14 protein-coding genes are annotated in these 16,605 nt (G+C 66.5%); 12 read left to right on the forward strand and 2 right to left on the reverse strand.

Going from position 1 to position 16,605, the window contains the following annotated elements; genetic code table 11:
* Window positions 1-146: 146 nt before the first annotated feature.
* From hslO to rsd, 6 genes are all read left to right on the forward strand, one after another.
* Window positions 147-1,019, forward strand: a complete 873-nt coding sequence (gene hslO, locus J0A90_RS09345; RefSeq protein ID WP_207035177.1) for an Hsp33 family molecular chaperone HslO — start codon at window positions 147-149, stop codon at window positions 1,017-1,019.
* A gap of 265 nt (window positions 1,020-1,284) precedes the next feature.
* Window positions 1,285-2,880, forward strand: a complete 1,596-nt coding sequence (locus J0A90_RS09350) for a phosphoenolpyruvate carboxykinase (protein WP_207035175.1) — start codon at window positions 1,285-1,287, stop codon at window positions 2,878-2,880.
* Between the two features lie 167 nt (window positions 2,881-3,047).
* Window positions 3,048-5,402 (forward strand): Tex family protein, encoded by a 2,355-nt coding sequence (locus J0A90_RS09355; protein ID WP_207035174.1) that lies wholly within the window; start codon window positions 3,048-3,050, stop codon window positions 5,400-5,402.
* Window positions 5,403-5,536: 134 nt separating this feature from the next.
* Window positions 5,537-7,165 (forward strand): glutamate--cysteine ligase, encoded by a 1,629-nt coding sequence (gene gshA, locus J0A90_RS09360; protein ID WP_051896165.1) that lies wholly within the window; start codon window positions 5,537-5,539, stop codon window positions 7,163-7,165.
* A gap of 72 nt (window positions 7,166-7,237) precedes the next feature.
* Complete coding sequence (locus J0A90_RS09365; RefSeq protein WP_207035172.1) at window positions 7,238-7,783, forward strand: disulfide bond formation protein B; 546 nt, start codon at window positions 7,238-7,240, stop codon at window positions 7,781-7,783.
* A 30-nt stretch (window positions 7,784-7,813) separates the two neighbouring features.
* Window positions 7,814-8,326: a sigma D regulator gene (gene rsd, locus J0A90_RS09370; RefSeq protein ID WP_207035171.1), complete on the forward strand. Its 513-nt coding sequence runs from the start codon at window positions 7,814-7,816 to the stop codon at window positions 8,324-8,326.
* Between the two features lie 189 nt (window positions 8,327-8,515).
* On the opposite strand, the gene J0A90_RS09375 is transcribed toward rsd, so the two are convergent.
* Window positions 8,516-9,175: an HAD family phosphatase gene (locus tag J0A90_RS09375; protein ID WP_207035169.1), complete on the reverse strand. Its 660-nt coding sequence runs from the start codon at window positions 9,173-9,175 to the stop codon at window positions 8,516-8,518.
* Window positions 9,176-9,556: 381 nt separating this feature from the next.
* Here J0A90_RS09375 and J0A90_RS09380 point away from each other — a divergent pair, with 381 nt between their 5' ends.
* Both J0A90_RS09380 and ptsP read left to right on the forward strand, forming a co-directional pair.
* Entirely contained in the window at window positions 9,557-10,051 is a 495-nt protein-coding gene (locus J0A90_RS09380) for an RNA pyrophosphohydrolase (RefSeq protein ID WP_110678415.1), read from the forward strand.
* 129 nt (window positions 10,052-10,180) lie between these two features.
* A complete protein-coding gene (gene ptsP, locus J0A90_RS09385; RefSeq protein WP_207035167.1) occupies window positions 10,181-12,442 on the forward strand; it encodes a phosphoenolpyruvate--protein phosphotransferase in 2,262 nt (753 codons plus the stop codon).
* Between the two features lie 25 nt (window positions 12,443-12,467).
* On the opposite strand, the gene J0A90_RS09390 is transcribed toward ptsP, so the two are convergent.
* The gene (locus tag J0A90_RS09390) at window positions 12,468-13,235 is read right to left on the reverse strand and encodes an NRDE family protein (protein WP_207035165.1); all 768 of its coding nucleotides are present in this window, start codon (window positions 13,233-13,235) and stop codon (window positions 12,468-12,470) included.
* 209 nt (window positions 13,236-13,444) lie between these two features.
* Here J0A90_RS09390 and J0A90_RS09395 point away from each other — a divergent pair, with 209 nt between their 5' ends.
* The 4 genes from J0A90_RS09395 to J0A90_RS09410 all read left to right on the forward strand — a co-directional run bounded on the left by J0A90_RS09395 (window position 13,445) and on the right by J0A90_RS09410 (window position 16,563).
* Window positions 13,445-14,236, forward strand: a complete 792-nt coding sequence (locus J0A90_RS09395; RefSeq protein WP_207035164.1) for a sulfite exporter TauE/SafE family protein — start codon at window positions 13,445-13,447, stop codon at window positions 14,234-14,236.
* A gap of 36 nt (window positions 14,237-14,272) precedes the next feature.
* Window positions 14,273-15,079 (forward strand): prolipoprotein diacylglyceryl transferase, encoded by an 807-nt coding sequence (gene lgt / locus J0A90_RS09400; RefSeq protein WP_207035162.1) that lies wholly within the window; start codon window positions 14,273-14,275, stop codon window positions 15,077-15,079.
* 135 nt (window positions 15,080-15,214) lie between these two features.
* Window positions 15,215-16,009: a thymidylate synthase gene (locus J0A90_RS09405; RefSeq protein ID WP_207035160.1), complete on the forward strand. Its 795-nt coding sequence runs from the start codon at window positions 15,215-15,217 to the stop codon at window positions 16,007-16,009.
* Complete coding sequence (locus J0A90_RS09410; RefSeq protein ID WP_207035157.1) at window positions 16,006-16,563, forward strand: dihydrofolate reductase; 558 nt, start codon at window positions 16,006-16,008, stop codon at window positions 16,561-16,563. The genes J0A90_RS09405 and J0A90_RS09410 overlap by 4 nt, the downstream gene beginning before the upstream one ends.
* The last annotated feature ends 42 nt before the right edge of the window (window positions 16,564-16,605 follow it).

A 16,605-nucleotide genomic window follows, 5' to 3' on the forward strand; every position in this document is an offset into this window, starting at 1 on the left:
GTCGCCTCCCTGTGCCCCCGCTTCTGCGTTGCCGGACGTCGACCTGCGTGGGTGTGCTTGTGAAGGGCGCCGCGCTGTGTCGGCGGTCCTGTTCCGATTTCCGTTCTGGCGGGACCCGTCGCGGTCCCCGGCAAGAGATTTCAGCGATGAGTGATCAGATTCAGCGTTTTTTATTCGACGACACCAATGTGCGTGGCGAGATCGTCCAGCTGCAGGCGGCCTACGCCGAGGTGTTGTCCCGTCACGACTACCCGGCGGCGATTTCACGCCAGCTGGGTGAGCTGCTCAGCGCGGTGGCGCTGCTGACCGAGACGGTCAAGCTCGATGGCACCGTGAGTCTCGAGGTGCGCGGGCGTCAGGGCGTCGAGGTGCTGATGGTGGAGTCCAACCCAGGTGGCGAGCTGCGCGGCATCGCGCGTTTCGATGAAACACGCGAGTTCGACACTGACGCCAGCCTGCGCGAGCTGGTCGGCGAGGGCCAGATCGTGATCACCCTCGATCCCAAGGAGGGCCAGCGCTATCAGGGGATCGTGGCGCTCGAGCACGCCGATCTGGCGGGCTGTCTCGAGGCCTATTTCAGTCAGTCCGAGCAGCTCGCCACGCGGCTGTGGTTGAGCGCCGACGGGGAGCGCAGTGCGGGGCTGCTGCTGCAGCAGCTGCCCGATGATCACTCGAACAAGGATCCAGACGCCTGGGATCGCGTGGTGCATCTGGCCTCGACCATCACCGCCGACGAGCTGCTGGGCCTCGGGCGCCAGGAAGTGCTCTACCGCCTGTTCCACGAGGAGACCACCCGGGTCTTCACGCCCAAGGCGCTGGCGTTCGGCTGCACCTGCTCGCGCGAGCGTGTGGCCAACGCCCTGCACACCTTGGGCGCCGATGAGCTGCGCGAGATCCTCGAGCAGGAGCGCGCGGTGGAAACCCAGTGCCATTTTTGTCATACCCGCTACCACTTCAGCGCCGCCGACGTCGAGGCGATCATCGAGTCGCCCCAGGCGCCACCGCCCACCGTGCACTGAACCGTCACTTAAACCCTACGATCAAAGACCAATTGACCAGCGCCCGGGGCGATTTGCGCCCCGGGCGCTTTTTGCCATAATGGCGCACCTTTTTTGCGCCCGCCGAGCGTTGAAGTCGCCGATCTCCGTGACCAGCGTCGTTAACGTAGCGTGGTGAAACGTGATGCCATATCCGGCAGGCCGGAGCGGCGTCACGGTCCACCGCGATCGCGGGCTTCTTGCCGTGAAACGTGACGACGAAGGCCTCAGAGCCCAGGACTGGATGATGATCACCTCTCAAGCCCCCCGCCAGGCAGCCCAGGACACCACCTCCCCCCAGGTATACAGCGATCTCTGTGCAGCCGAGCTGGTCGAGTTTGCCCTGGCCCGCGGTGAGGGTGTGCTGGCGGACAACGGCGCGCTGGTCGTGGAGACCGGTGCGCGTACGGGGCGCTCGACCCTCGACCGCTTTATCGTCGACGAGCCCTCGACCTCGGCGATGATCGAGTGGGGAGCGGTCAACCGCCCGATCGGCGCAGAGGTATTCGAGGCCCTGTGGGCGCGCGTCGAGGCGTACCTGGGCGCCCGCGAGCGCTTCGTCTCGTCGCTGCATGTGGGTGCCGACCCGCAGCACTACCTGCCGGTGCGCGTGGTGACCGAGCTGGCCTGGCAGGCGCTCTACTGCCGTAACCTGTTCGTGCGCCCCGCAGCCGACGTGGCCGAGACCCACGCGGCGGACAAGCCCGAGTGGACGCTGATGAGTGCGCCCGGTTTCGTCTGCGAGCCGGATCGCGACGGCACCCGCTCTGAGTCCACGGTGATGATCGACTTCGCCCAGCGCAAGGTGCTGGTGGCGGGCATGCGCTACGCCGGCGAAATGAAGAAGGCGATGTTCTCGGTGCAGAACTTCCTGCTGCCGGCCAAGGACGTGCTGCCGATGCACTGCAGCGCCAACGTCGGTGAAGATGGCGAGACCACGCTGTTCTTCGGGCTCTCCGGCACCGGCAAGACGACCCTTTCCGCCGACCCCGAGCGCTACCTGATCGGTGACGACGAGCACGGCTGGGGCGAGGGCACCGTGTTCAACTTCGAAGGCGGCTGCTACGCCAAGACCATCGATCTGTCGCGTCAGAACGAGCCGATCATCTGGGATGCGATCCGCTTCGGCAGCGTGCTTGAGAACGTCAAGCTGGATGCGGCGCGGGTCCCCGATTACGCCGATGTCAGCCTGACCCAGAACGGGCGCGCCGCCTATCCGCTGGAATTCGTCGACAAGCGGGTGCTGGCCAATCGTGCCGGTGAGCCCAGCGCCATCGTCTTCCTGACCTGTGACATGAGCGGCGTGCTGCCGCCGGTGTCGCTGCTCTCCAAGGAAGCCGCGGCCTACCATTTCCTCTCCGGCTATACGGCCAAGGTCGGTTCCACCGAGATGGGCTCTACCAGCCAGCTCGAGGCGACTTTCTCGACCTGCTTCGGCGCGCCATTCTTCCCGCGCCCGGCGCATGAGTACGCTGAGCTGTTGATCAAGCGTATCGAGGCCTTCGGCTCGCGTGTCTATCTGGTCAACACCGGCTGGAGCGGTGGTGCCTATGGTCAGGGCGGCAGCCGCTTCAGCATTCCCACCACTCGGGCGGTGATCGGCGCGATCCAGAGCGGTGCGCTGCGCGACGTCGACACGCGTCACATCGAAGGGCTCAACCTCGAGGTGCCGGTAGCGGTGGAAGGCGTCGACGCCAAACTGCTCGACCCCCGCGAGGCGTGGTCCGATGCGGCCGCCTACGAGGCCCAGATGAATGCGCTGATCGACAAGTTCACCCACAACTTCGCCAAGTTCGACGGTGTCGATCCGGCGATCGTCGCCGCCGGCCCGCGCGCTATCTGAACTCACACCGGCGGCGCTCGGTAGTGAACGCTCGTAAAGGGATGGCTGCGGCCATCCCTTTCGTGTGTCAGGTTCGTGTGCCAGGGCATCCGCCCAGCGGTGCGCAGTAGGAGCCGCTGGCGGCGGTGTGCTACCTTGGCGCGATCTTTTCAGCCGTGATGTGATTCATGTCCAAGATGCAAACTGCAATCGTCTCCGTCATCGCCGAAGAACTCGGTGTCCGCCCGCAGCAGGTCGCCGCGGCCGTCGAACTGCTCGATGGCGGCGCCACGGTGCCGTTCGTGGCGCGCTATCGCAAGGAGGCCACCGGCGGCCTCGACGATGGCCAGCTGCGCACCCTGGAGGAGCGGCTGCGCTATCTGCGCGAGATGGAGGAGCGCCGCAGCGCCATCGTTCAGGCGGTCGAGGAGCAGGGCCAGATGAGCCCCGAGCTGCACGGCGAGCTGATGGCGGCGACCACCAAGCAGCGTCTGGAAGACCTCTACCTCCCCTATCGCAAGAAGCGCCGTACCAAGGCGCAGATCGCCCGCGAAGCGGGTCTCGAGCCGCTGGCAGAGCGCCTGCTGACCGGACCCGGCCTGACCCCGGAAACCGAGGCGGCGGCCTATCTCGATAGCGCCACCGGTGAGTCGCGCGGTGTCGAGGATGCCAAGGCGGCACTCGACGGTGCCAAGCAGATTCTGATGGAGCGCTTCAGCGAGGAGGCCGAGCTGGTCGGCCGCCTGCGCGAGCGGCTGTGGGAGGAGGGGCAGCTGCGCGCGCGGGTGGTCAAGGGCAAGGAGCAGGAGGGGGCCAAGTTCTCCGACTACTTCGAGCACGACGAGGGGCTGGCCAAGACGCCATCGCACCGGGCGCTGGCCATGTTTCGCGGGCGCAACGAGGGCGTGCTGGCGCTGACCCTGGTGATGCCGGGGGAAGACGAGGCGCCGATCCATCCGGCGGAGGTGGCGATCGCTCGCCATGTCGGTATCGATCTGGGGGCCGAGCTGCCGGCCTCGCGCTGGCTGCGCGAAGTGGTGCGCTGGACCTGGCGGGTCAAGCTCTACACCCACCTCGAGACCGAACTGATGGGACGTCTGCGTGAGGGCGCCGAGCAGGAAGCGATCGAGGTGTTCGCCGCCAACCTCAAGGATCTGCTGCTGGCCTCGCCGGCGGGACCCAAGGCGACGCTGGCCCTCGACCCCGGTCTGCGCACCGGCTGCAAGGTGGCGGTGGTGGATGCCACCGGACGGTTCCTCGAACATGCGGTGGTCTATCCACACGCGCCGCAGAAGCAGTGGGATGCGGCGCTGGCGACCCTCGCCCAGCTGGTCGAGCGCCACGACGTGGCGCTGGTGGCGATCGGTAACGGCACCGCCAGCCGCGAGACCGACAAGCTGGCCGCCGAGCTGGTCAAGCGCGTGGCGCCGCGGCCGCTGGCCAAGGTGATGGTCAGCGAAGCGGGGGCTTCGGTCTATTCCGCTTCGGAGCTGGCGGCCAAGGAGTTCCCGGCGCTGGATGTCTCGATCCGCGGTGCGGTATCGATCGCACGCCGGCTGCAGGACCCGCTGGCGGAACTGGTCAAGATCGATCCCAAGTCGATCGGGGTCGGCCAGTACCAGCACGATGTCTCTCAGCTGCGTCTGTCGCGCAGCCTGGAGGCGGTGGTCGAGGATTGCGTCAACGCCGTGGGCGTGGATCTCAACATGGCTTCCAGCGCGCTGCTGTCGCGGGTCTCGGGGTTGAGCCCGATGCTCGCCGAGAACATCGTCGCGCGGCGCGACCGCGAGGGCGCGTTCCGCAGTCGGCGCGAGCTGCTCGAGGTCGAGCGCCTGGGGCCCAAGACCTTCGAGCAGTGCGCCGGTTTCCTGCGCATCATGGGCGGCGACAACCCGCTGGATGCCAGTGCCGTGCACCCGGAGGCATACCCGCTGGTGGCGCGCATTGCCGAACGCAACGGGCGCCAGCTCGCTGGGCTGGTCGGCGACAGTCAGTATCTCAAGTCGCTCAAGCCCGCCGACTACGTCGACGACCACTTCGGCGTGCCGACCGTCATCGACATCCTCAAGGAGCTCGACAAACCGGGGCGCGACCCGCGGCCCGAGTTCAAGGCGGCGAGCTTCCGTGAGGGGGTGGAGAAGCTTTCCGACCTCGAGCCGGGCATGCTGCTCGAGGGCGTGGTCACCAACGTCACCCACTTCGGCGCCTTCGTCGATGTCGGCGTGCACCAGGATGGTCTGGTACATATCTCGGCGTTGGCCGAGAAGTTCGTCGAGGACCCGCGCCAGGTGGTCAAGGCCGGCGATATCGTCAAGGTCAAAGTGATGGAAGTGGACCTGCCGCGTCAGCGGATCGGGCTATCGATGCGTCTCGGCGACGAGCCCGGTGCCCAGCGCGAGCGCCAGCCCAGCGGCGGGCGCGGCGAGCAGCGTCAGCGTGGCAAGCCACAGCGCAGCGGCCGCGGCGGCGGTCAGGGGCAGGGGCAGAACTCGAACATGGGCGCGCTGGGCGAGGCGCTGCTGAAAGCGCAGAAGCGTCGCTGACGAAGTCGTTAGCCTTGAAAGCGCTATCGCCGACTCCATAATGGGGTTTTGCTCGCGACGTATCGCTGCCGGCGGCTATCAATGGCCGCCGGCAGCGGTGCACGGACAACGGGAGAGGCGTCTCTCCCCATCGGATGAAGGTGTTGCGCGTGTCTGATCAACTCGCCACGAACGTCGACCGGCTGATGACGCCGGCACGCAAAGGATTGCTTGGTCGTCTGCGGCGAGGCATCGAGAAAGAGGGGCTGCGGGTCGATGGCGAGGGCCGCATCGTGCCCACTCCGCACCCCTACGCGTTGGGCTCCAAACTGACCCATCCGCATATCACCACCGACTATTCGGAAGCGCTGCTCGAGTACATCACCCCGGTCTACTGCCGGCCGGCGGATGCGCTGGCGTTCCTCGGCGATCTGCTGCGCTTCAGCTATCGCCACCTGGGGGAAGAGTGGATCTGGCCGGCGAGCATGCCGTCGAGGCTTTCGGGCAACGAGAGCGTGCCGATCGCCGACTACGGCACCTCCAACGTCGGCACCATGAAGCACGTCTATCGCAAGGGGCTGGATCTGCGCTACGGCCGCATCATGCAGTCGATCGCCGGGATTCATTACAACGTCTCGCTGCCGGAAGACATCTGGCCGCTGCTGCAATCGCTGGAGGGGCGCGAGGCTGAGTCGCCCAAGGGTTACCGCTCGGCGCGCTACTTCGATCTGATCCGCAACTTCCGCCGCAACAGCTGGCTGCTGCTCTATCTGTTCGGCGCCTCGCCGGCGCTGGATCGCAGCTTCCTCGGCGCCGCCGGCCTGGACGGGCGCTGCGACAAGCTGAAGCCGTGGCAGGGAGACGGCGAGACGCTCTACGCGCCTTATGCCACCAGCCTACGCATGTCCGATCTGGGCTACCAGAACAAGGTGCAGTCGCAGCTCAAGATCTGCTTCAACTCGCTCTCCAACTATGTCGGCACGCTGCGCCACGCGATCTCCACCGAGTGGCCGGACTACCAGCGGATGGGCGTCGAGGAGGGCGGCGAGTGGCACCAGTTGAGCGCCAGCATCCTGCAGATCGAGAACGAGTACTACAGCGATATCCGGCCCAAGCGGGTGGCGCGCCACGACGAAACGCCGACCCAGGCGCTGGAAGCGCGTGGGGTGGAGTACATCGAGGTGCGCTGTCTCGATCTCAACCCCTTCCTGCCGCTGGGCATCGACGAGCCGCAGATGCGCTTCATCGATACTTTCCTGCTCTGGTGTCTGCTCTCCGAGAGCCCGTGGATCCCCGACGAGGAGTGCGACCGGCTCGACGACAATCGGCGCCTGGTGGTCGAACGCGGCCGCGACCCGGCGCTGCGCCTGCAGGTGGGCGAGCGCCAGGTACCGCTGGCCGAGCGGGGTCACGAGATCATCGCCGGGATGCGCCAGGTCGCCTCGCTGCTCGATGCCATCGAGGGCTCGGATCTGCACCTGGCCGCGGTGGAGTCGCTGGCGACCCGGCTCGACGATCCCGAGAAGACCCCGTCGGCGCGCATGCTGCGCGAGCTCGAGGCACATGGCGGCGAGTGGGCCGATTTCATCACCGATCTGGCCCGGCGTCAGGCCGAGGCGTGGCGTAACACGCCGATGGACGCAGCCAGGGCGTCGCTGTTCGACGAGCTGGTGGCGACCTCGCATCAGCAGCAGCACGATATCGAGGCGGAGGATCAGGTCTCGTTCGCCCAGTTCATCGCCGACTATTTTGCCCGCGCACGGGAACCGCGCCCGGCGGCGTGAGTCCATAAGGCCTGGCGCGTCCGTCGGGCAGCGGTGAGTGCGAGCAGGATCAATACTAAGGACATCGAGACTATGCAGATCAAGCGGTGGGCGGCGCAGGCGAGCGCGCGCCAGTGGTGTGGGCTGGGGCTGGCGATGTGCTGCCTGATGATGGCAGTCGCGCTCTATCTGCAGTATGGCGTAGGCCTGGAGCCTTGCCCGCTGTGCATCTTCCAGCGCGTGGCGGTGATCGCTGCCGGCTGTGTCTTCCTGATTGGCCTTTTGCACAATCCGCGCCGTCGCGGTGCCATCGTCTACGGCGTGCTGGCACTGCTGGCGGTGGCCGGCGGCATCATCGTCGCCGGGCGCCACGTCTGGCTGCAGACGCTACCTCCGGATAGTGTGCCAAGCTGTGGACCTGGCTTAGACTACATGCTCGGCGCGCTGCCGCTGTGGGACGTGATGTCCCGCGTGCTCTCCGGGTCGGGCGAGTGCGCTGCGGTGGAAGGCGCGCTGTGGGGCGTGACGCTGCCGCAGTGGACACTGCTGGGCTTCGCGATCATGGCGCTGATACCGCTGGCGATGATTCTCACCCGACTGCGGGGCAAGGCGGCGACGCAACCGGCGACCGCGGCCTGAGCGCTGGCCTGCCAAGAAATGAGGTGACACATGCTGGAGCACTGCAAGACGGCGCAGGAGCGCTGGGGCGGGGTCCATTCGCTGATCGATCGCTGGCTCGAGCAGCGCTACGACATGCTGGTGACCCTGGTCGACCTGCGTGAGGTGTGCGAAAGCGATCTCAGTGCGGTCACCAAAGCGCGTATCGATGCCTTCAGCGAAGCGCTGATGGACTACATCAGCGCCGGCCATTTCGAGATCTACCCGCAGCTGCGCGAGGAAGCGAAGGCCTTCGATGACCGCGAGGCGCTGGCGCTGGCCGACGAGCTGCTGGCGCGGGTCGAGGGCTCGACCCAACTGGTGCTGGACTTCGACAACGACTACGCCACCCCGACGCGTTGCGAGCACCACACCGCGCGCCTGCCTGAGTGGCTGGCACGCCTGGGTGCGGGGCTGGTGGAACGTTTCGGCCTCGAAGATCAATTGATCGGCCGGGTTCATGCGGTGCACGCACCGGATGGCGAATCTACGGGCCAGCGCCAAGCCAATCCCGTCTCTTCCTGAGTCTTGCTGTCGCGCCCGCCATCGGCCACAGGCCGGGCGTGGCGCTCGCCGCGGTTCGGCCGCCGAGTCGCGGCGATTCTCGATTGTTTCCCCTCGCTGGTTCTTGCCCCCCACCCTGTTTCGGCTTTGCCCCTCGGTTCTCAGTCTTCGATTCTCAGCCCTTGGTTCTTAGCCCTCGGCTTTCGCCCTTTAGTCGCGCAGCGTGATCACGCGCCAGCCTTGCTCCTCGGCCAGATCGCGCAGCGCGTCATCGGGGTCGACCGCCACCGGGTTGGGGACTTTTTCCAGCAGAAAGCGATCGTTGATCGAGTCGCTGTAGAACCAGGCGTCATCCAGAGTCAGCGCCGGCTGTTCCTCGAGCCACTGCTCGAGCCGGGTCACCTTGCCCTCGCGATAGCTGGGGATGCCGGCCACGCGCCCGGTGTAGCGCTTGCCGTCGCGTTCGGGTTCGATCGCGATCAGATCGTCGACGCCCAGACGTCGCGCGATGGGCCCGGTGATGAAGCGGTTGGTGGCGGTGATGATCAGCAGATGGTCGCCGCGCTGGCGGTGCCAGGCGAGCAGCTCCTCGGCCTGGGGCAGCACGTGGGGCTCGATCTTGCACGCCATGAACTGCTGGTGCCAGGCGTTGAGCTGCTCCTCGCTGTGCCGGGTCAGCGGTTCGAGCGCCATTGCCAGGTAGGCCAGGATATCGAGCTGACCCGCCTGGTAGTCCCGCAGGTACTTATCGTTGGCCTGGCGGTAGGCGTCAGCGTCGACCGCGCCCTGCTCGATGAGAAACTCGCCCCAGGCGTGGTCGCTGTCGCAGCTGATCAAGGTGTTGTCGAGATCGAAAATGGCCAGACTCAAGGTTGGCTCCCGGTAAGTGGCGATGATGTGAGGGTGACATGGCGGTCGGGTCGCGCTGGCGACGCCGGGCAGTATCGCAAACTCCCCGGCGCTTGCCCATGCCGGGGCCGGGCGCGTGCGCATCTCTGGCGGTCGGCGTGAGGACGCTGGCAAGGGCTTTTGCCCGGTACGCTTAGAGGGTGTCTACAAAATGCCTGCGCTCGACAATACGGCGTTGAAATCGACCTCAGAATACTCATTTACCCTTGTAAACTCCGCTTCTTCGGCCGATTTCGCCTTGTCCTGCCTTCGCTCGTCGAATTTGTAAACACCCTCTTATTGATGCGCTTTCTCGCTTTGTGGAAGAATGGTTTCAACGACAATTGAGTTAAGGTGAACTCCGTGATAGACGCCGATGGCTTTCGGCCGAACGTTGGCATCATCATCGCCAACTGTGACGGCCAACTGCTCTGGGCGCGTCGGGCGGGTCAGGAAGCATGGCAATTTCCGCAAGGCGGTATCAAGGCCCATGAGTCACCGCAACAGGCACTCTTCCGCGAGCTGGAGGAGGAGATTGGGTTGAAGTCCCATGATGTCGATGTGGTGGCCTGTACGCGAGGATGGCTACGTTACCGACTCCCACGGCGCATGGTGAGAACGCACTCGAAACCGCTGTGCATCGGCCAGAAGCAGAAGTGGTTTCTGCTGAAGATCCGCTGCCATGACAGCCGAGTCTGCGTCGACAGCACGCCCAAACCGGAATTCGACGGCTGGCGCTGGGTCAGTTACTGGTATCCTCTGGGGCAGGTGGTCTCGTTCAAGCGCGAGGTCTACCGCCGCGCCCTGCGCGAACTGGCACCGGACTTTCACCGTCTGGCGCTGGAGGAGGTGACCTGATAGCGAGCGGACCCGAGCGCAGGTCGCTTTCGTATAGAGCCCCACCCGCGCGAACACCATGGCGGCCCGGCAGCAGCGGGCCGTCTCGATGCCACCACGAGGATCGCCTCGCAGACAAGAAAAAGGCCCATGCTCGATACCCTTCGCCGCATCGTTCAGGAAGTCAACGGCGCCCGCAGCCTGGATGCCGCGCTCGCCACCATGGTGCGGCGTATCCGCAAGGCCATGCGTACCGACGTCTGCTCGGTTTACCTGTTCGATCGCGAGCGCGAGCGGCTGGTGCTGATGGATACCATCGGTCTGCGCACCCAGGCGGTGGGCGTGGTGGCGCTGGGCCTGGGCGAGGGGCTGGTGGGGTTGGTGGGTCAGCGCGAGGAGCCGCTCAACCTCGAGGACGCCCCGGCGCACCCGCACTTTCGCTACTTCGCCGAGACCGGCGAGGAGCGCTTCTCCAGTTTTCTCGGAGTGCCGATCATCCACCAGCGCCGCATGCTCGGCGTGCTGGTGGTGCAGCAGCAGGAGAAGCGCCGCTTCGACGAGGGCGACGAGGCCTTCCTGGTGACCATGGCGGCCCAGCTCGCCGGGGTGCTGGCGCATGCGCTGGTCTCCGGCGCGCTCAATCGCCGCGCCGAGCCCGATGGGCAGGCCATGTTTTCCGGGGCGCCGGGCTCACCGGGCATGGCGATCGGCGAGATCGTGGTGATCGCGCCGCCGGCCGATCTCGACAGCGTGCCCGATCTGATTCCCACCGACCCGGAGGCCGAAGTCGCCCATCTGCAGGCGGCGATCGCCCATGTGCGCGAGGAGATTCGCGAAGCCGGGGCGCGTCTGGCCAGCCGCATCTCGGCTCAGGAGCTGGCGCTGTTCGATGTCTATCAGCAGATGCTGGGCGACGCCGCGCTGGGCAACGAGGTCGAGAAGCGCATCCGTGAGGGGCAGTGGGCCCCGGGCGCGCTGGCCGACGTGGTCCGACGCCATACCCAGTATCTCGAACGGGTCGACGATGGCTATCTGCGCGAGCGTGCCGCCGATATCCGCGATCTGGGCCGGCGGGTGCTCGCGCATCTGCAGGAGGGTAGCGAGCGCACCGCCTCCACCTATCCCGAGAACACCATTCTGGTCGGCGACGAGATCAGCGCCGCGACCCTGGGCGAGGTGCCCAAGGATCGCCTGGCGGCGCTGGTTTCGGTGCGCGGGTCGAGCAATTCCCACGTGGCGATTCTGGCGCGGGCCATGGGCATTCCCACGGTGCTGGGGATGGTCGATCTGCCGCTGCCACGGATCAACGGGGCCAAGGCGATTCTCGACGGCCACCGCGGGCGTCTCTTCGTGCGGCCCGATCCTCAGCTGGCGCAGCGCTACGCGCGGCTGATCAAGGAGGAGCGGGCGCTGGCCGAAGTGCTCGAGCACGAGCAGCACCTGCCCAGCCAGACCCCGGACGGCCACGCCATGCCGCTGCTGGTCAATACCGGGCTCGCGGTGGATGCGGTGGCACAGCTCAAGTCGCGGGTCAGCGGCGTGGGGCTCTACCGCACCGAAGTGCCGTTCATGATGAACGAGCGCTTTCCCAGCGAGCAGGAGCAGACGCGTCTCTACCATGAGCAGCTGTCGAGCTTCGCGCCACTACCGGTGGTGATGCGCACCCTCGATATCGGCGGCGACAAGGATCTTCCCTACTTCCCGATCAACGAGGCCAACCCCTTTCTCGGCTGGCGCGGCATCCGGGTGACGCTGGACCACCCGGAGGTGCTGATGGTGCAGCTGCGCGCCATGCTCATGGCGTCGCGCGGGCTCGACAATCTGCGCATTCTGCTGCCGATGATCACCAGTGTCGACGAGGTCGATACGGCGCTGCGACTGCTGTCGCGGGCGCGTCAGGAGCTGGCCGAGGATGGCATCGAGGTGGCCTCGCCCAAGGTCGGGGTGATGATCGAAGTGCCGGCGACGCTCTATCAGCTCGCGGCGCTGGCCGAGCGGGTCGATTTCTTCTCCATCGGCAGCAATGACCTGACCCAGTACCTGCTGGCGGTGGATCGCAACAATGCGCGCGTCGCCAGTCTCTACGATGCCTGCCACCCGGCGGTGCTCAACGCGCTGTCGCGGCTCGCTGCCGAGAGCCAGACCTTGGGCGTGCCGGCTTCGGTGTGCGGCGAGCTGGCGGGAGACCCCTCCGGGGCGCTGCTGCTGATGGGCATGGGCTTCGACGCGCTGTCGATGAACGCGCCGAGCCTGCCGCGGGTGCGCGCCGCCATCCGCCGGGTCGGACTCGATGACGCCAAGGCGCTGGTGCAGGAGACGCTGGGCCTGCCGACCACCGCGGCGGTGCGCGCCCACCTGCGCCAGCGGCTCTCCGACTGGCAGATCGCGCATCTGCTGCCGCCCCAGGATTGACGAGTCTTCGCGCCAGAGTCTGCGGCTAGGCTGACACCGATTCGCTCACGCACTTTCCCTCCGGCACGCCCATGCCAGCGTAGCGGCGTTCCGTGATCTCGATGACACCGTTCGCCGCCGCGCTCACCAGCGTGGTGGCGCGGGTGCCGTAGGTCTCCCCGACGATGAAGATCGCTGACAGTCGGCGCTCGGTCGCCAGGCCAACGCCGGTATCGGGCAGCTCGGCGTCGGCAACGGGGCGGGTATCATGCATGGCCTGCCATATCGAGGCTTGCCAGTCGTCGCCGTCGAGGGCCTGTCGCAGCGCTTCCCGCGCGCGCACCAGCTTGGGCCAGGGAGTATTCAGTGCGGCGTTGGAGAGCCCGTGCAGGCCGGGTGCGACTTCGTCGAGGGTGGTTGCGTCGCGGCCGTGGTGGAGCACCCAGAGCCGATCACCCTCGCGCAGCAGCAGGTTGAAACCGGCATAGCGCTGCGCGCCAGCGCTCGCCAGGTCCTGAAGCCAGCGCTGCGGCTCGGCCGCCTGCAGGGCGTCGGTCACCAGCTCGCCGCGGCTGGGTGCATCAGCGGGCGTCGCCATATGAGCATCGCGGACGTTGGTCAGGGCGGCGAAGCGCCCGCCGCGGGTGGCGGCCAGCCAGGTGCCGCCGCCCTCGAGATCGCGGCCGCCGAGCAGCGGGGCATCCTGCCAGCGGTGCAGGGCGGCGCTGGGGCGGGCGTGGAACTCGTCGCGGTTGGCGGCAAGACGCAGCGGCCGATCGCTATCTGGCTGCCAGTCGAAGACGATCAGACACATGGTGAGGCTCCAGCAGCGTGGAAGGTGCCAGGGGCTGCCCTGACCGCGGCAGCCATGACAGCAGCAGGCTGGCAGCGTAACATGAGCAGGCTATTTACTTCCCGCCCCCGGATGTCACACCCAAGGATCACCCGCATGTCTCCAGACCCCGCGCTGGCAGCGCTTCCCGGCGAGATAACTCATTCAATGTCTGACTGTGGGGTAGAAAGATGCTGACGGCTGTCCTCATCTACCTGCTGGTGGGTGCCATCGCCGGGCTGCTGGCGGGTGTCTTCGGTATTGGTGGCGGCATCGTGATGGTGCCAGCGCTGGTCTTCGCCTTTCTCGCCCAGCAGGTCGACCCGGCGGTGACTGCGCATCTGGCGGTGGGGACGTCGCTGGCGACCATCGTCGTTACCGGCGCCTCTTCTGCCTGGGGGCACTGGCGCCGGGGCAGCGTGCGCCGCGACTGGCTGCGGATGATGATTCCGGGGCTGCTGGTCGGCGGTATCCTCGGCGTATTGCTGGCCTCCGCGCTGCCGGGGGCGGCGCTGACGCGGCTGTTCGGTGCGTTTGCTCTGGTGATGGCACTGAAGATGCTGCTGTCGCGCCCGCCGGCTACCCAGGGGCGCACTCCGCAGCGCTGGCCGATGGCCGCGGCGGGGGCGGTGATTGGCGGCGTCTCGACGCTGTTCGGGGTCGGCGGCGGGGTGATGTCGGTGCCGTGGCTGTCGCGCTTCACCCAGCGCATGACCGAGGCGGTGGGTACCTCCGCTGCCATCGGCCTGCCGATCGCGCTGATCGGTACCGTGACCAATGTCGTGGTGGGCTGGGGCGAGGCCGGGCTGCCGAGCGGGGCGACCGGTTTCGTGATGTGGCCGGCGTTTCTCGGCCTGATGGTGACCAGCGTGCCGATGGCCCGAGTGGGGGTGAAAGTCGCCCACGCATTGCCTGCCAAGGTGCTGCGACGTATCTTTGCCCTCCTGTTGATCGTGGTCGGGTTCAAGCTGATGCTGGGCTGACCGACGATCTCGACCCCTGCTGCCGAAGGAGCGCGCATGCTGGCCTACCCCGATATCGATCCCATCGCCGTCTCGTTGGGGCCTCTCAAGGTGCACTGGTACGGGCTGATGTATGTCGTCGGCTTTGTCGGTGCCTGGTGGCTGGGGCGTCTGCGTGCAGCGCGATTAGGACTCAAGCCCGATGATATCGGCGACATGCTGTTCTACGGCGCGCTGGGCGTGGTGCTGGGCGGCCGCCTGGGCTATGCGCTGTTCTACGGCTTCGATCGCCTGATCGAAAACCCGCTGTGGGTGTTCCAGGTCTGGGATGGCGGCATGAGCTTCCATGGCGGCCTGATCGGGGTGCTGATCGCCTCGCTGCTGTTCGCCCGCAAGCATGGCTTGGCGTTCTTCCAGCTCACCGACTTCGTCGCACCGCTGGTGCCGATCGGGCTGGGCGCCGGGCGTATCGGCAACTTCATCAATCACGAGCTGCCCGGGCGCGTCACCGACGTGCCCTGGGCCCTGGTGTTCCCCGGCATGGGCGGGCAGGGGCGGCATCCGTCGTCGCTATATCAGTTCTTTCTTGAGGGTGTGGTACTGTTCACCATTCTCTGGCTGGTCTCGCTGACCCCACGCAGGCGCGGTTTCGTCTCCGGGCTTTTCCTGATCTGTTACGGCTGCTTCCGCTTTTTGTCGGAGTTCTTCCGTCAGCCGGATCCGCAGCTCGGTTTCATCGCCTTCGGCTGGTTGACCATGGGACAGCTGTTGTCGCTACCGATGATCCTGGCCGGTGCGGCACTGGTGGTATGGTCGCGCCGCAACGCGGTCGACGACGCCCGCGCCGAGCGCGCCGCCGACTGAACGCGTCCGGCGTCGCCCGCGCGGGCAGCGATGCCTGAGCGCGCGGGTTGCCAGGCGCGCGAGACATTCGATTTCAAGCGCCGCGCGGCTGTCGTCATCGGCCCGCGGCGCCGCTAGTCAAGGAGTGCAAGCCCCATGCGGCCTTATCTCGATCTGATGCAACGGGTGCTGGATAGCGGCATCGAGAAAGCCGACCGCACCGGTGTCGGCACGCTGAGCGTCTTTGGCCATCAGATGCGCTTCGATCTGAGCCAGGGTTTTCCGCTGGTGACGACCAAGAAGCTGCATCTGCGCTCGATCATCCATGAGCTTCTGTGGTTTCTGCGTGGCGACACCAACATCGCCTATCTGCATGAGCACAATGTCACCATCTGGGACGAGTGGGCGGATGCCAATGGCGACCTGGGGCCGGTCTACGGCTATCAGTGGCGCAGCTGGCCGGCGCCGGACGACGAGTCGATCGACCAGATCGCCAAGGTGGTCGAGCAGATTCGCCGTCACCCGGACTCCCGCCGGCATATCGTCTCGGCCTGGAATCCGGCGCTGGTCGACGAGATGGCGCTGCCGCCGTGTCATGCGCTGTTCCAGTTCTACGTCGCCGAGGGGCGGCTGTCGTGCCAGCTCTATCAGCGCAGCGCCGATATCTTTCTCGGAGTACCGTTCAATATCGCCAGCTATGCGCTGCTGACTCACATGGTGGCGCAGGTCTGCGGTCTCGAACCGGGGGAGTTCGTGCACACCCTGGGTGACGCGCACCTCTATCTCAATCATCTCGATCAGGCCCGGCTACAGTTGAGCCGCGAGCCGCTGGCGCTGCCGAGGCTGCGGCTCAACCCCGAGATCACGGACCTGTTCGCGTTTGGTTTCGACGACATTGCGATCGAAGACTATCGCTCCCACCCGGCGATCAAGGCGCCTATCGCTGTATGAGTGATTCGACTTCCCACAGCGCCCTGCGCGCCGAACTTGACACCCCGGTGGCGATGATCGCCGCACTATCGCAGAATCGGGTCATCGGCGTGGACAATCAGTTGCCCTGGTATCTGCCCGAGGATCTCCAGCACTTCAAGGCGCTGACTCTGGGCAAGCCGCTGGTCATGGGGCGCAAGACCTTCGAGTCGATCGGGCGGGCGTTGCCCGGGCGGCTGAATATCGTGATCACGCGCTCGTCGAGCTATCGCCACGCGGGTGTCCGGGTGTGCCACGATCTGGCCGCGGCGCTAGCGCTCGCCGATCAGCAGGCGTTGATCGACGGTGCCGACGAGATCATGGTGATGGGCGGGGGCGAGATCTACGCCCAAGCGCTGCCGGTGGCATCGCGTCTCTATCTCACCGAGGTCGCGGTGACGCTCGACGGCGATGCGCACTTTCCCGCGTTCGACGCCGCCGAGTGGCAGGAGATCGGGCGCGAGCCCGGGGCTGCCAAGCCGGGCCAACCGGATTATGCTTTTGTCCACTACCGCCGGGCGGGAAGCGCTGGCTGAGTTTGAACGGCCCGCGCGTCCGACGCGCGGGTCGCCGCACAA

Source organism: Salinicola sp. DM10, from assembly GCF_017306975.2.
In the GTDB taxonomy this organism is placed as follows: domain Bacteria; phylum Pseudomonadota; class Gammaproteobacteria; order Pseudomonadales; family Halomonadaceae; genus Salinicola.